Annotated in this window: 12 protein-coding genes and 1 pseudogene; 6 read left to right on the forward strand and 7 right to left on the reverse strand. The window is 64.9% G+C overall.

Annotation, left to right across the window (positions count from 1 at the left end):
• Positions 1-297 precede the first annotated feature (297 nt).
• Positions 298-1,050 (forward strand): annotated as a pseudogene (locus M1B34_RS34200) (MCP four helix bundle domain-containing protein); the annotation flags it as partial.
• Positions 1,045-1,908, forward strand: a complete 864-nt coding sequence (locus M1B34_RS34205) for a methyl-accepting chemotaxis protein (RefSeq protein ID WP_425273551.1) — start codon at positions 1,045-1,047, stop codon at positions 1,906-1,908. The pseudogene M1B34_RS34200 and the gene M1B34_RS34205, both read left to right, overlap by 6 nt.
• A gap of 25 nt (positions 1,909-1,933) precedes the next feature.
• Here the strand turns inward: M1B34_RS34205 and M1B34_RS27810 are convergent, their stop codons facing one another.
• From M1B34_RS27810 to M1B34_RS27830, 5 genes are all read right to left on the reverse strand, one after another.
• Positions 1,934-2,551: a LysE family translocator gene (locus M1B34_RS27810; RefSeq protein ID WP_268266796.1), complete on the reverse strand. Its 618-nt coding sequence runs from the start codon at positions 2,549-2,551 to the stop codon at positions 1,934-1,936.
• 52 nt (positions 2,552-2,603) lie between these two features.
• Positions 2,604-3,446, reverse strand: a complete 843-nt coding sequence (locus M1B34_RS27815; RefSeq protein ID WP_268261371.1) for an AraC family transcriptional regulator — start codon at positions 3,444-3,446, stop codon at positions 2,604-2,606.
• Positions 3,447-3,525: 79 nt separating this feature from the next.
• Positions 3,526-4,167: a DUF1345 domain-containing protein gene (locus M1B34_RS27820; RefSeq protein ID WP_123333415.1), complete on the reverse strand. Its 642-nt coding sequence runs from the start codon at positions 4,165-4,167 to the stop codon at positions 3,526-3,528.
• A 93-nt stretch (positions 4,168-4,260) separates the two neighbouring features.
• Positions 4,261-7,353 (reverse strand): efflux RND transporter permease subunit, encoded by a 3,093-nt coding sequence (locus M1B34_RS27825; RefSeq protein ID WP_268266797.1) that lies wholly within the window; start codon positions 7,351-7,353, stop codon positions 4,261-4,263.
• Positions 7,354-7,364: 11 nt separating this feature from the next.
• Positions 7,365-8,513, reverse strand: coding sequence for an efflux RND transporter periplasmic adaptor subunit (locus M1B34_RS27830; RefSeq protein WP_268266798.1), 1,149 nt, complete (start codon positions 8,511-8,513; stop codon positions 7,365-7,367).
• A 226-nt stretch (positions 8,514-8,739) separates the two neighbouring features.
• On the opposite strand from M1B34_RS27830, the gene M1B34_RS27835 reads away from it, so the two are divergent.
• Together M1B34_RS27835 and M1B34_RS27840 are read left to right on the forward strand one after the other, a co-directional pair.
• Entirely contained in the window at positions 8,740-9,441 is a 702-nt protein-coding gene (locus M1B34_RS27835) for a response regulator (RefSeq protein ID WP_268266799.1), read from the forward strand.
• A gap of 1 nt (position 9,442) precedes the next feature.
• Complete coding sequence (locus tag M1B34_RS27840; RefSeq protein ID WP_268266800.1) at positions 9,443-10,741, forward strand: ATP-binding protein; 1,299 nt, start codon at positions 9,443-9,445, stop codon at positions 10,739-10,741.
• A gap of 32 nt (positions 10,742-10,773) precedes the next feature.
• On the opposite strand, the gene M1B34_RS27845 is transcribed toward M1B34_RS27840, so the two are convergent.
• A complete protein-coding gene (locus M1B34_RS27845; RefSeq protein ID WP_268266801.1) occupies positions 10,774-11,316 on the reverse strand; it encodes a tetratricopeptide repeat protein in 543 nt (180 codons plus the stop codon).
• Positions 11,317-11,561: 245 nt separating this feature from the next.
• Here M1B34_RS27845 and M1B34_RS27850 point away from each other — a divergent pair, with 245 nt between their 5' ends.
• Positions 11,562-12,374: a crotonase/enoyl-CoA hydratase family protein gene (locus tag M1B34_RS27850; protein ID WP_268266802.1), complete on the forward strand. Its 813-nt coding sequence runs from the start codon at positions 11,562-11,564 to the stop codon at positions 12,372-12,374.
• Positions 12,375-12,380: 6 nt separating this feature from the next.
• The gene (gene nudC, locus M1B34_RS27855) at positions 12,381-13,211 is read left to right on the forward strand and encodes an NAD(+) diphosphatase (RefSeq protein WP_268266803.1); all 831 of its coding nucleotides are present in this window, start codon (positions 12,381-12,383) and stop codon (positions 13,209-13,211) included.
• Here nudC and M1B34_RS27860 read toward each other — a convergent pair.
• Positions 13,179-13,958: a TSUP family transporter gene (locus M1B34_RS27860; RefSeq protein ID WP_123333400.1), complete on the reverse strand. Its 780-nt coding sequence runs from the start codon at positions 13,956-13,958 to the stop codon at positions 13,179-13,181. The genes nudC and M1B34_RS27860 overlap by 33 nt on opposite strands.
• Between the last annotated feature and the right edge of the window lie 215 nt (positions 13,959-14,173).

Raw genomic sequence — 14,173 nt, forward strand, 5'->3', positions numbered from 1 at the left:
CACTAAAACCTGGGCAAAGGGCGTTTGCCTGCCGTCAATGCAGAACGCCCGTTCCAGCTTTAACGATTCAGCCGGAGGCCGCGTGTTTCAAGGCTGAGACAGGTGTCATAGGTAAAAATATATTTCATAAACAGCCACATAAAAGCTCAACTTCGGCCGATACCTCGGATAGGCCCACAGATCAATAACAACGGTGGTGCCCAGCTGTCGGACCCTGTGCTGTTGGGCGACAGAGCCTACTGCATGGATGCTCGCAGTCCCTCCATTGTCGAGAGTCATCCTATGTCCCTACGTCACATGAATATCGCACCTCGCGCTTTCCTGGGTTTTGCCTTCATCGCCCTGTTGGTGATCATCCTTGGCATGTTCGCGGTCAATCGCATGGGCCTGATTCGTGAGGCTTCCCTGGATATGGAGAGCAACCAACTGCCCAGTGTGGGCTTTCTGGGCAATGTGACGGAGAACGTCCTGCGCATGCGCATTCTTTCGTTCCGGGTCCTGGTCAACCGTGATCCCGCCGCCCTGCAAGAGGCCGAGGCGCGCATCGGCGCCCTGGTGGACAAGCTGAAAATCGCCCAGGCGAGCTACGCTGCGTTGCCAGCCGGTGCCGATGAGGCGGCGCTGTACAGCGTGTTTGCCCAGACCTTGAGCGACTACCTGCAGGCGCAGAACCAGATGCTGGAGCTGTCGCGGCAGAACAAGCTGGATGAGATGCGCAACTTGATCAACACCCGGATCAAGGACGGCACCGACAAAATGGGCGAACAGTTGAACAAACTGGTGGCGTTCAATACCGCCGGGGCCAAGCAGGCGTCCGATGCTGCCGGCCAGCACTACGACAGCGCCATTACCGGGATCATCGTGGTGGTGGTGATCGCCGCGCTGCTCACGGTGTTGCTGGCCCTGATGCTGACCCGCAGCATCGTCACGCCGCTGAACAAGGCATTGGTGGCGGCCCAGGCGATTGCCAGTGGCAACCTGACGCAAGCCATTGAAGTCGACGGCAATGATGAAGCGACCCGCTTGCTCAAGGCCCTGGCCGAGATGCAGGCCAGCTTGCGCAGCACCATCGAGCAGATTGCCGGCTCGGCCACCCAGTTGGCTTCGGCTTCTGAAGAACTCAGCGCCGTGACCGAAGAGGCCTCTCGCGGTCTGCAACAACAGAACAACGAAATCGAGCAGGCGGCCACCGCCGTCAACGAGATGACCGCGGCCGTGGAAGAGGTGGCGCGCAACGCGGTGTCCACCTCAGAGGCGTCCCAACAGTCCACCCAGGCGGCCCGTGAAGGCCGCGACCGGGTGGTCGACACCGTCGACGCGATCCAGACCATGACCCACGACGTGCAAAACACCTCGTTGATGATCGAAGGCCTGGCCACTCAGGGGCGGGACATCGGCAAGGTGCTGGACGTGATCCGCGCCATCGCCGAGCAGACCAACCTGCTGGCCCTCAACGCAGCGATCGAGGCGGCGCGGGCTGGCGAGGCCGGGCGCGGTTTTGCCGTGGTGGCGGACGAGGTTCGGGCCCTGGCCCATCGCACTGCCCAGTCGACCCAGGAAATCGAAAAAATGGTCGCTGGCATCCAGAACGGCACCGGCGAAGCGGTGCAATCCATGCAGCAAAGCAATCAGCGCACCCAGAGCACCCTGGAAATGGCCCGTGCCGCCGGGGTGGCCCTGGAACAGATCAGCGAGTCCATCCATCGCATCAACGAGCGCAACCTGGTGATCGCCAGCGCCTCGGAAGAGCAGGCCCAGGTGTCCCGCGAGGTGGATCGCAACCTGGTGAACATCCGCGACCTGGCCACCCAGTCGGCTGCCGGTGCCAACCAGACCAGCGCCGCCAGCCATGAGCTGTCGCGCCTGGCGGTGAACCTGAATGCCATGGTCGCGCGGTTCGTGGTCTGACCGCAGGCCCGCGCTGACAGGCTGTTCAGGCCCACAGGCTCAACCAGGCCGAGGCCAGCAGCAACAGGGCCATGCCCCGGTTGAAACGCTGCATGGCCTGGCTTGAGCGCAGCAAACGGCTGGAGCCGGCGCCAAGCACGGCCCAGGCGCCCAGGCACGGCAAGGACACCAAGAGAAACGCCAGGGACAGGCTCAGCACCTGCCCCTGGCGCTCGCTGCCTTCGCCGGCAAACACACTGGCCACGGCCAGGGCCATCATCCAGGTCTTAGGGTTGATCCATTGCAGCGCAGCAGCGCCCAACAGGCCCAGGCGTCGTTGGCCGGTCTCGGCCGCACGCGGGTCGAGGGGGCCTGTCGGGGCGCGGAAGATCTGCCACGCCAGGTGGCTGAGCCAAAGGATCCCGACCCATTGCATGACGCTGTGCAGGGCCGGGTGACGGGTCAGGGCCTGGCCGAAGCCGCTGCCCACCAGCCAGACAATGCCGGTCGCGGCGACCCCGGCACCGAGGATGATCGGCAGTGCGGCCCTGAAGCCGTAGCGGGCGCTGTTGCTGAGAATCAGGATATTGGTCGGCCCCGGGGTGATGGAGGCGACAAAGGCGAACAGCACAAAGGGCAGCAGGCTGGGGACGCTGGACAACATGGCAGGCAGGCTCCGTTGAAGATCAAGGAGGGTGATCTTCAGCTCTGGCCGCTCAGGCGTCTGGAAGCTTTGTGCAGCGCTTGCGATAAGCCGCGGGCGTCAGGCCGTAGGCGCGCACGAACCAGCGCCCCATGTGGCTCTGGTCGGCAAAACCCAGGGCCATGGCCACCTCGGCTGGAGGTTCGCCCCGGGCCAGCAGGCGTCGTGCCTTGGCCAGGCGCAACTGCACCAGGTACGCGTGGGGCGGCAAACCGAAGGCGGCCTTGAAGGCCCGGGTCAGGCGGAAACGGTCGATGTCGCAGGCGGCGCTCAGGTCTTGCAGGTTGAGGTCGTGTTGCACGTGGGCATGCAGGTAGTCCCGGGCGCGTTGGGCGACCAGGGGCAGGCGCGGGTCTTCGCGATAACGCTGGCGCCAGTGCAAATGGCCGGTGAGTTGGTCCAGCAATTGGTCCAGGGCGCTTTGCCGGACGATGCGCAATTCGCCCTGATGCAGGCTGTGGAACGCGGCGCTGGTGGCCCGGGCCAAGCGGGGATCGCTGGCCAAGGTGCTGGCAAAACTCAGTTGACTGTCGATCGGCGCCTCGGCGAACACCGCGCTCAGTTCCCGCTCCAGCCACTGCGGGTCGAGGTACAGCATGCGGTAGGTGAAGCCACCGGCCGTGGGGGCGTCGCCGTCGTGGATTTCCCCGGGCTCGAGGAGGAACACCTGGCCCGGAGTGCTCCGGTGCCGTGCCCGGCGGCAGTTGAACTGCTGCACCCCTTGTTCGGTCACGCCCACCAGGTAGCTGTCGTGCCAGTGGGGGTCGTAGGCGTGGCCGGTGAAATGGGCACGCAGGGTCTCGATGCCGGTGTCGGCATCCTGGGCCAGATCGATCCAGTTGTGCGCGGTGGTCATGGGGTATCCGTGGGCATGAGGTACAACCCAGGCAGTTAGCGCCCGGGGCAGGGCGCAGGTCTAGAAGATTTGTGCGCCATCAACTGAACAGCCCGGCGGCGATATTGATCGAGAAACCGAGAATCGCCGTGTTGAATAAAAAGCCGATCAGCGATTGGGCCAGGACAATCTTGCGCAGGCTGCGGGTGGCGACGCCCACGTCGGAGGTCTGCACTGCGACGCCAATGGTGAAAGAGAAGTACAGGAAGTCCCAGTAGTTGGGGGTGGTCAGGCCTTCGGCGAAGCGCAGGGCCGGTTCCTTGCCGTTCCAGGTGTAGTAGAGGCGCGCGTAATGCACGCTGAAAATCACCCCGATCAGCAGCCATGAACCGATCACGGTCAGCCCGGTAAAGGCGTAGTGCAGCAGGCGCTGGTGGCTGTCCAGGTCTTTGCTGCCGCTGAGTTCGAAGGTGATGGTGGCCAGGCTGGCGATGGCGGCGATGCACACCGTGAGCAACACCAGGCCGGCATTTTCGTCCTCGACTTCGGCAATGCGCTTCACGTCCTCGGCCTTGGCCCGGGCGGTGAGCCAGATCATCAGCGCCAGGTAGGTCCAGACCCCGGCGTTCCAGCCGATGAGGATCTTGCTGACCAGGGAGTCGGCCGGGACCAGGCTGCCCACGGCGATGCCGATCAGGGCGGCGCTGCTGAGGCGGGGATGGGTGCGCAAGGGATGGGGCATGAAGAAGGGCCGGCGATGGGTTCTGGCGAACCTTAGCACGCGGCAAGCTGACTGCACTTGCCGCGTTGCGCTTGGCCCTTGTGGCCTGAACGACTAGCCCTTGGAACGGCGGGTGAGCTTCATCACCAGGACAAAAAACACCGGCACAAAGATCACCGCCAGAGTGGCGGTGATCATGCCGCCGATCACCCCGGTGCCGATCGCTTGCTGGCTCGCCGAGCTGGCGCCGGTGGCAATGGCCAGGGGCACCACGCCAAGGATAAACGCCAGCGAGGTCATGACGATCGGCCGCAGGCGCAAACGCGCCGCCTGCACGGTGGCATCGATCAGGTCGTGACCCTGGTCGTACAGGCTCTTGGCAAACTCGATGATCAGGATCGCGTTCTTCGCCGACAAACCGATGATGGTGATCAGCCCGACCTTGAAGAACACATCGTTGGGCAGGCCGCGCAGGGACACCGCAAGCACCGCGCCGAGCACCCCGAGGGGCACCACCAGCAGCACCGAGGTGGGGATCGACCAGCTTTCATACAGCGCCGCCAGGCACAGGAACACGATCAACAGGGACAGGCCCAAAAGGATCGGCGCCTGGCTGCCGGACAGGCGCTCCTGCAACGACAAGCCGGTCCATTCCTGGCCCAGGCCGGTGGGCAGGCCGGCCACCAGGCGCTCGACTTCCTGCATGGCTTCGCCGGTGCTGTGGCCCGGGGCCGGCTCGCCGGAAATGGCGATGGCCGGGTAGCCGTTGTAGCGGGTCAACTGGGCCGGGCCCTGGGTCCAGGTGGCGCTGACGAACGCCGACAGCGGCACCATCTTGCCGAGGTTGTTGCGCACCTGGAGCTGCAACAGGTCGGCCACCTGGTTGCGCTGGTCGCCTTCGGCCTGGACCACCACCCGCTGCATCCGCCCCTGGTTGGGGAAGTCATTGATGTAGGCCGAACCCAGCGCCGTGGACAGCAGGCTGCCGATGTCGGCGAACGACACGCCGAGGGCATTGGCCTGTTGCCGGTCCACCTGCAGTTGCACTTGCGGTGCCTCGGCCAGGGCGCTTTCCCGGACGTTGGCGAGGATCGGGCTGCGCTCCGCTGCCAGCAGCAGCTCGCTGCGGGCCTGCATCAGCGCGGCATGGCCGAGGCCGCCGCGGTCCTGCAGGCGAAACTCGAAACCGCTGGACGTGCCCAGGCCGTCCACTGGCGGTGGCAACACCGTATAGGCCACGGCGTCCTTGATCTGGCTCAGGGCGCCGTTGGCACGATCGGCCATGGCCGCCGCCGAGTCCTCACTGCCACGCTCGGACCAATCCTTGAGGGTGGTAAAGGCCAGCGCGGCGTTCTGCCCGCTGCCAGAGAAACTGAAGCCGAGGATCACCGTGCTGTCGCCAACCCCAGGCTCGCCGGCGTTATGGGCCTCCAACTGCTCCACCACGCGCACCGTGCGGTTCTGGCTGGCGCCGGGCGGCAACTGGATATCGGTGATGGTGTAGCCCTGGTCTTCCACCGGCAGGAACGACGACGGCAGGCGGCTGAACAGCAGGGCCATGACCGCCAGCAGCAGGCCGTAGACCAGCAGGTAGCGGCCGCTGCGCTTGAGCCCGTGGACCACGCTGCGCTCATAACCGGCGCCAAGCTGTTCGAAGCGCCGGTTGAAGGCGCCGAAGAAACCGCCCTGGGCATGCACTTCACCCGCCGCCACGGGCTTGAGCAGGGTGGCGCACAAGGCTGGGGTCAAGGTCAGGGCGAGGAAGGCCGAGAACAGAATCGAGGTGGCCATGGACAGGGAGAACTGTTGGTAAATCACCCCCACCGAGCCGGGCATAAAGGCCATGGGGATAAACACCGCTACCAGCACCAGGGTGATGCCGACAATGGCCCCGCTGATCTGCGCCATGGCCTTGCGCGTCGCCTCCTTGGGCGACAGGCCTTCGCTGGCCATGATGCGTTCAACGTTCTCCACCACCACGATGGCGTCATCCACCAGGATGCCGATGGCCAGCACCATGCCGAACATGGTCAGCACGTTGATCGAAAAACCCAGGGCCAGCATGGTGGCGAAGGTGCCCATCAGGGCCACCGGCACCACCAGGGTCGGGATCAGCGTGTAGCGGATGTTCTGCAGGAACAGGAACATCACCGCAAACACCAGCAGCATTGCCTCGCCCAGGGTGTAGACCACCTTGGTGATCGAGACTTTGACGAAGGGCGAGGTGTCGTAGGGGATCTTGTATTCCACGCCTTCCGGGAAGTAACGCGCCAGTTCATCCATCTTGGCCCGCAACAGGGTGGCGGTATTCAGGGCATTGGCCCCCGGCGCCAGTTGCACGCCGACCGCGGTGGACGGCTTGCCGTTGAGGCGGGTGAAGAACTGGTATTCCTGGCTGCCGACTTCGACCCGAGCCACGTCGGCCAGGCGCACGGTGGAGCCGTCGGGGTTGGCCCGCAGGACGATCTCGGCGAACTCTTCCGGGGTCGACAACTGGCCTTTGACCAATACCGTGGCGGTGATTTGCTGGGTGCTGCGGGTCGGCAGGTCACCGATGCTGCCAGCAGCGACCTGGGCGTTCTGCGCCACGATGGCGGCATTCACGTCGGCCGGGGTGAGGTTGAAGGCCAGCAGCTTCTGCGGATCCAGCCAGACCCGCATGGCACGTTCGGCGCCATACAGCTGGGCCTTGCCCACGCCGTCGATACGCCGTACTTCGTTCATGACGTTGCGCGCCATGTAGTCGCTGAGGGCCACAGTGTCCAGGCGTCCGTCGCTGGAGGTCAGGGTGATCAGCAGCAGGAAGCCCGAGGACACTTTCTCCACCTGCAGGCCCTGTTGGGTCACGGCCTGGGGCAAGCGCGGCTCCACCGCCTTGAGGCGGTTCTGCACATCGACCTGGGCCAGTTCCGGCACGGTGCCGGGGGCGAAGGTGGCGGTGATGGTGGCGCTGCCCAGGCTGCTCTTGGACTCGAAATACAGCAGGTGGTCGGCACCATTGAGCTCTTGCTCGATCAGGCTGACCACGCTTTCGTCCAGGGTCTGGGCCGAGGCGCCGGGGTAGGTGGCGTAGATTTCGATCGACGGCGGCGCGACGTCCGGGTACTGGGCCACCGGCAACTGGGGGATGGCCAGGGCGCCGGCCAGCAGGATGAACAGCGCCACTACCCAGGCAAACACCGGGCGGTCGATAAAGAAGTGCGGCATGGCTGGGCTACCTACTGGCCGGGGTTCTGGGCAAGGGGAAGAGGGCGCGAGTCGATCTCGACCTGCTCACCCGGGCGAGCGTGTTGCAGGCCTTCGACGACGATGCGGTCACCGGGCTTGAGGCCGGCGCTGACGATCCAGCGATCGCCCTGCACGGCGCCCAGCTGCACGCTTTGCAGGCTCACCCGTTGTTCGGCGTCGAGCAGCAGCACCTGGGCCACACCGGCGCTGTCACGCAGGATTGCTTGCTGCGGCACGCTCAAACCGTTCTGGTTGACCGCCTGCTCCAGGCGCACCCGGACAAAGCTGCCGGGCAGCAGGTCCAGGTCCGGGTTGGGGAACTCACTGCGCAGGTGGATCTGCCCGGTACTGGGGTCGACGCTGATGTCGGCGAACAGCAACTTGCCGGGCAGCGGGTACAGGCTGCCGTCGTCCTGGATCAGGGTGGCCTTGGCCTGGTCCGGGCCGACCTGCTGCAGGTGCCCGGCGCGGAGGGCGCGGCGCAGTTCGTTGAGTTCTCGGGTGGATTGGGTCAGGTCGGCGTGCACCGGGTCCAGTTGCTGGATCAGCGCCAGGGGTGTGCTTTCGTTCTGGCCCACCAGGGCGCCCTCGGTGACCAGGGCGCGGCCGATGCGCCCGGCAATCGGTGCGGTGACCGTGGCGTACCCCAGGTTGAGCCGGGCCCGTTGCACGGCGGCCTGGGCGGCGGCGACTTCAGCGGCGGTCTGTCGTGCATTGGCCCGGGCGTTGTCGTACTCCTGGCCGCTGATGGCCTGGTCGTCGATCAACTGGGCGTAGCGCTGCTCTTGCAGGCGCGCCTGGAACGCAGTGGCCTCGGCCTTGCGCAGGCTGGCCACGGCGCTGTCCAGGTCGGCCTGGAACGGCGCCGGGTCGATGCGAAACAACACCTGGCCCTGCTTGACGTCCGAGCCTTCGCGGAAGGCCTGTTGCAGCACCACCCCGGCGACCCGGGCGCGCACTTCGGCACTGCGCGGCGCGGCGATGCGCCCGCTCAGTTCGCTGCTGATGGACAGTGGCCGGCTCTCCAGGGTTTCGATGCGGACCTGGGCCAACGGCTGCTCCGGGGGCGCCGCTGGCTTGTCGCAGGCCGCCAGCGCCAGGGCGAGCAGACAGAGTGGCGCAAACAGTTTCTTCGACATGCGGATCCCCCAATAATGACCCCGGCATGCTAAGGGGCGAGGACGCCGGCCGTTGTGAAGCTGTGTAGGTGCTGTGTGAAAAAGTGTGAAGCGAATACGCCGTGGGAGCTTCGGTTGTATATCCTTTGCGGCTTGATTGGCGCAGGTTGCAGCGCGCCGCCTTAAGCGCCGGCTTGCTGGCGATCACGATCCATCGTTCACCCACGTATTGCCCGGACTTGCCCCCATGCCCAACATCCTCCTGGTCGAAGACGACAGCGCGCTCTCCGAACTGATTGCCAGTTACCTGGAGCGCAACGGCTATCAGGTCAGTGTGATCAGCCGGGGCGACCAGGTGCGCGATCGCGCGCGGGCGACCCCGCCGGACCTGGTGATTCTCGACCTGATGCTGCCAGGCCTGGACGGGTTGCAAGTCTGCCGCCTGTTACGTGCCGATTCGGCGACCTTGCCGATCCTCATGCTCACTGCCCGGGACGATAGCCACGACCAGGTGCTGGGCCTGGAGATGGGCGCCGACGACTACGTGACCAAACCCTGCGAGCCGCGGGTGCTCCTGGCCCGGGTGCGCACCCTGTTGCGCCGCAGCAGCCTCAGCGACCCGCAGACGGCCAGTGACCGCATCCTGATGGGCAACCTGTGCATCGACCTCTCCGAACGCACGGTGCACTGGCGCGGGCAATTGGTGGAACTGTCCAGCGGTGAGTACAACCTGTTGGTGGTCATGGCCCGGCATGCCGGCGAAGTGCTGAGCCGTGACCAGATCCTCCAGCGCCTGCGGGGCATTGAATTCAACGGCACCGACCGGTCCGTGGACGTGGCGATCTCCAAGTTGCGGCGCAAGTTCGACGACCATGCTGGCGAGGCGCGCAAGATCAAGACCGTGTGGGGCAAGGGCTACCTGTTCAGCCGCTCCGAATGGGAGTGCTGAGATGCTGCGGGTCCTGGTCCGGCTGTACCTGATTACCATCGTCACCTTCAGCGCGGCGATCTACCTGATCCCGGACCTGGTGATCAAGGTCTTCCACGAGCGGTTTCTCAACTACAACCTGGACCACTCCCGGGGCTTGCAGACCCTGATGGTCAAGCAATTTCACGGCGTGCCGGTGGAGCAGTGGCCGACCCTGGCGAAGCAACTGGACGAGGATTTCCAACCGCTGCACGTCAGCCTGGTGGCCCTCGACGACGAGGGTTTCAGCCTCGACGAACGTGCGCGACTGGCTCGTGGCGAGCAGGTGGTGCGCCTTGGGGACTGGGGTTGGCGGACGTTGGCCGCTTCGCCCCTGGATCAGCGCCGGGCGGTGAAAATCACCGTGCCGCCGGACCCGCTGGACATGAACCTGCTGTATTGGGGCATCAACGTATTGATCGTCGCCGCCTTGCTCGGCTGCCTGCTGCTCTGGCTGCGCCCGCACTGGCGCGACCTGGAACGCTTGAAGGCCACCGCCCAGCGCTTCGGCAAGGGGCATTTGAGCGAACGCACCCAGCTTCCCGCCCGTTCCAACATCGGCAGCCTGGCCCACGTGTTCGACACCATGGCCGGGGACATCGAAAAACTCCTCAACCAGCAGCGGGACCTGCTCAACGCGGTGTCCCATGAACTGCGCACGCCCCTGACCCGACTCGATTTCGGCCTGGCCCTGGCCTTGTCCGAAGAGCTGCCCGAAGCCAGTCGTGAACGCCTGCAGGGGCTGGTGGCGCATATTCGCGAACTCGACGAACTGGTACTGGAGTTGCTGTCCTACAGCCGTCTGCAGAACCCGGTGTGCCTGCCGGAGCAGGTGCCGGTGGCCCTGGACGAGTTTATCGACAGCATCCTGGGCAGCGTCGACGATGAACTGGCGTCGCCGGACATCGTCATCGACGTGCTGCTGCACGGCGCCCTGGAACGCTTCACCCTGGACCCTCGGCTAACCGCCCGGGCCTTGCAGAACCTGCTGCGCAATGCCACCCGCTATTGCGACAAGCGCATCCAGGTGGGGGTGCAGGTGGGGGATGACGGCTGTGAAATCTGGGTCGATGACGATGGCATCGGCATTCCTGATGACCAGCGTGAGCGGGTGTTCGAGCCGTTCTACCGCCTGGACCGCAGCCGTGACCGCTCCACCGGCGGTTTCGGCCTGGGCCTGGCCATCAGCCGTCGCGCCCTGGAAGCCCAGGGCGGCAGCCTCACCGTGTTGACCTCGCCACTGGGCGGCGCGCGTTTCCGCCTGTGGCTGCCAGTCTTATAGGGCGCTTCTGATCAGGCGCTTGCCTGTGGCTTTCAGGTCTTGCCGGCGCTGGCGATGGCCTGGGCCAGGTCCTGATACTCCTCGCAGGTGGTGCTGCAAATTCCTTTGATGTGCTGCAACTGCTCCTGGGCCAGGTCCAGCCGGCCTTGGGTCACATAGGCTTCGCCCAGGTACTCGCGGACCAGCGCATAGTGCGGGTCAAGCTTGACCGCTTGCAGGTAATAGCCGATGCCCTCATCGGTGCGCCCCAGCTTGCGGGTGGCGTAACCCCGGTAGTTCAGGGCCTTGGGCGTATGGGGTTGGCTGAGGGTGTCGAGCAGCGCCAGGGCTTCCTCGTAGCGTCCGTCCTTGGCCAGCCGATAGGCGTAGTCGGCGCGATCGTTGTCCGGCAGCAGCCGGCTTTGCTGGCTGACGCAGCGCTGGTTCTTGCTGTCCCAGACTTGGCCCTTGGGGCAGTTGGGGGGTGGCGGCGGGCTTTCTTCGCCATCGGCCAGGGCCGTGGAGCTGCCGAAGACTGCCGTCAGGTAAGCGGCGAGCAGCAGTAGGGCGAGGTGAAACGAGGGGCGAATGAGCATGGTCCGAACTCCGTTGAGTGGCGGTCAATCCATTAAAGGCCGGTCCATCCCGCACCGTGGGAAAACCGGGATTAATTCAGTGCCGTCGGTCGTCCCGGTCGGTCTGGGCCCGTCGCCCTCGATGGGCGTGTGGCCGACACTGGGGCGCCGCCAGTCCCGCATTTGGCGGATGCGCTGCCTTACTGCCTCGGGCTGCTGCTTGCTATAGTTCGGGCCTTCTTTTTACCCCATCAAGGATCGCTGCCATGTCCGAATATCAAGCTTTTCGCGTCGAACTCGCCGATAAAATCGCCCATGTGCAGATCAATCGTCCGGACAAAATCAACGCCATGAATGCGGCGTTCTGGAGCGAGATCGTCGATATTTTCCGCTGGATCGATGACACCGACGAAGTGCGGGTGGTGGTGCTCAGTGGTGCGGGCAAACATTTTTCTTCCGGCATCGACCTGATGCTGCTGGCCGGCGTGGCCAATGAACTGGGCAAGGACGTGGGCCGCAACGCTCGCCTGCTGCGCCGCAAGATACTGCAACTGCAGGCCTCGTTCAACGCCGTGGACAACTGCCGCAAGCCAGTCTTGGCGGCCATCCAGGGCTATTGCCTGGGCGGTGCCATCGACTTGATCAGTGCCTGCGACATGCGTTATGCCGCTGCCGACGCGCAGTTCTCGATCAAGGAAATCGATATCGGCATGGCCGCCGACGTCGGCACACTGCAACGTTTGCCGCGTATCATCGGCGACGGCATGCTGCGTGAACTGGCTTACACTGGCCGCACCTTCGACGCCGCTGAAGCGCAGCGGATCGGCTTGGTCAATGCCACCTACGACGACGCCGCCCAGTTGCTGGAAGGGGTCATGGGCATTGCCCTAGAGATCGCCGCCAAGTCGCCGATCGCCATCACCGGTACCAAGGAAATGCTCAGCTACATGCGCGACCACCGGATCGACGACGGTCTGGAATACGTCGCCACCTGGAACGCCGCCATGCTGCAATCCAACGATTTGCGCGTGGCCATGACCGCCCATATGAGCAAACAGAAACCCGAATTTCTGGATTGATTGACTATGACTTCACGCTGGACCACCGCAGTACTGGACACCGCAACACCGGGCGGCTGGGCTGTAGCCCGCAGCCGCGAAGGTTTTCTGTTCGACGATAACGGCGCGCTGTTTCCCCGCGAGTGGCTCAAGCGCCAGGACCTGTCGGTCCTGGCCGAGCATGGCATCGGCCATCTGGACGGTGAGCCGGTGTATTTGCTGGAACTCAAGAGCCCCGGGGACGTGCCCGGTTGCGGCTGGAAGGGCCTGCGGGCCTTTATGCTCGAAGGCGACCACACCCTGTACAAAGTCCTGGGCTACGCCGCGCAGATCGGCACCTGGGCCCTGGAGCATCGGTTCTGTGGCAGTTGCGGCCAGGCCATGGTCCAGGTGCCGCGGGAGCGCGCCATGTACTGCGAACCCTGCGACCTGCGCAGCTACCCACGGATTTCGCCGAGCATGATCGTGTTGGTGACCCGGGGCGACGAGATCCTCCTGGCCCGTTCGCCACGCTTTGTCAGCGGGGTCTACAGCACCCTGGCCGGTTTTGCCGAGCCGGGGGAGTCTGCCGAGGACTGCCTGGTCCGCGAAGTGCGTGAGGAAGTCAGTGTCGAGGTGCGCAACATCCAGTACGTGGGCAGCCAGTGCTGGCCGTTCCCGCACTCGATGATGCTGGGGTTTCACGCCGAGTACGCCGGCGGCGAGATCGTGCCCCAGGAGGACGAGATCGAGGACGCCCAGTGGTTCAACATCCACCAGTTGCCGCCGTTGCCGGCGTCACGCTCGATTGCCCGCTACCTGATCGACCTCTACGTAGCCCGTCGCTTAGGCCACGCTGAACCAGTGCTGCCAGGCTAAGCGCACCGTCAGGCCCAGGACCACGGTGATAAACACCGGTCGGATGAACTTCGCACCGCCGCTGATGGCGGTGCGAGCACCGAAGAACGCGCCGACCATCACCGACAGGCCCATGCTCAGGCCGATGATCCAGTCCACTTGCCCGGAAAACACAAACACCGACAGCGCCGCGATGTTGCTGACGAAGTTCATGCTGCGCGCCACACCGCTGGCCTTGACCAGGTCGATGGGGTAGAGCAGCAGGCTGCTGACGGTCCAGAACGCACCGGTGCCGGGGCCGGCCACACCGTCATAGAAGCCCAGGCTGAAGCCCTGGGTGGATTGCCACTTCTTCTTGATCGGGGCGTCGCTGTCCAGGGGCGCCTTGGGCGTGCCGCCGAACAACAGGTACAGGCCGCAGGCGAAAACGATCACCGGGAGCATCTTGTTCAGCCACTCGGCAGGCAGGTAATGGGCAACCACGGCGCCGGTCAGCGCGCCCACCAGGGTGCCGACAATCGCGTGCATCCACTGTCGGGGATGGAACAGCTTGCGTCGGTAGAAGGTGAAGCTGGCTGTGGCCGAGCCGAAGGTCGAACTGAGTTTGTTGGTGCCCAGCACCAAGTGCGGTGGCAGCCCGGCAGTGAGCAGGGCTGGGGTGGTGAGCAAGCCACCGCCGCCGGCAATGGCGTCGATGAAACCGGCAACAAAAGCCACAAGGGCGAGGATGGCGAGGGTGGTCAGGTCTACGCTGAGTTCAAAAGGCATGGGGTCGGCTTATATCGGCGAGGGCGCAGGACGGGCTGCGCGAAAGGCCGACATATTACCCGCAACCCCGCCCCCTGTGCGACCGTCGCAACCCCATCAAAAAACAGACCCCGCGCTTTTTCCTGCACCCTTGATACGTGCCCCGGCCCGCCCCTATGTAGGAGCCGGCTTGCCGGCGATAAGGCCCTCAAGGCGTGCGCCAGGCTTGAGATCGC

The sequence above is a fragment of the Pseudomonas morbosilactucae genome (assembly GCF_023241715.1).
GTDB lineage: Bacteria > Pseudomonadota > Gammaproteobacteria > Pseudomonadales > Pseudomonadaceae > Aquipseudomonas > Aquipseudomonas morbosilactucae.

Bases quoted from the DNA above. Each gene is read 5' to 3' on its own strand.
- M1B34_RS34205 (WP_425273551.1), top strand. From the start codon at position 1,045: ATGCAGGCCAGCTTGCGCAGCACCATCGAGCAGATTGCCGGCTCGGCC.
- M1B34_RS27810 (WP_268266796.1), bottom strand. From the start codon at position 2,551: ATGTTGTCCAGCGTCCCCAGCCTGCTGCCCTTTGTGCTGTTCGCCTTT.
- M1B34_RS27815 (WP_268261371.1), bottom strand. From the start codon at position 3,446: ATGACCACCGCGCACAACTGGATCGATCTGGCCCAGGATGCCGACACC.
- M1B34_RS27820 (WP_123333415.1), bottom strand. From the start codon at position 4,167: ATGCCCCATCCCTTGCGCACCCATCCCCGCCTCAGCAGCGCCGCCCTG.
- M1B34_RS27825 (WP_268266797.1), bottom strand. From the start codon at position 7,353: ATGCCGCACTTCTTTATCGACCGCCCGGTGTTTGCCTGGGTAGTGGCG.
- M1B34_RS27830 (WP_268266798.1), bottom strand. From the start codon at position 8,513: ATGTCGAAGAAACTGTTTGCGCCACTCTGTCTGCTCGCCCTGGCGCTG.
- M1B34_RS27835 (WP_268266799.1), top strand. From the start codon at position 8,740: ATGCCCAACATCCTCCTGGTCGAAGACGACAGCGCGCTCTCCGAACTG.
- M1B34_RS27840 (WP_268266800.1), top strand. From the start codon at position 9,443: ATGCTGCGGGTCCTGGTCCGGCTGTACCTGATTACCATCGTCACCTTC.
- M1B34_RS27845 (WP_268266801.1), bottom strand. From the start codon at position 11,316: ATGCTCATTCGCCCCTCGTTTCACCTCGCCCTACTGCTGCTCGCCGCT.
- M1B34_RS27850 (WP_268266802.1), top strand. From the start codon at position 11,562: ATGTCCGAATATCAAGCTTTTCGCGTCGAACTCGCCGATAAAATCGCC.
- nudC (WP_268266803.1), top strand. From the start codon at position 12,381: ATGACTTCACGCTGGACCACCGCAGTACTGGACACCGCAACACCGGGC.
- M1B34_RS27860 (WP_123333400.1), bottom strand. From the start codon at position 13,958: ATGCCTTTTGAACTCAGCGTAGACCTGACCACCCTCGCCATCCTCGCC.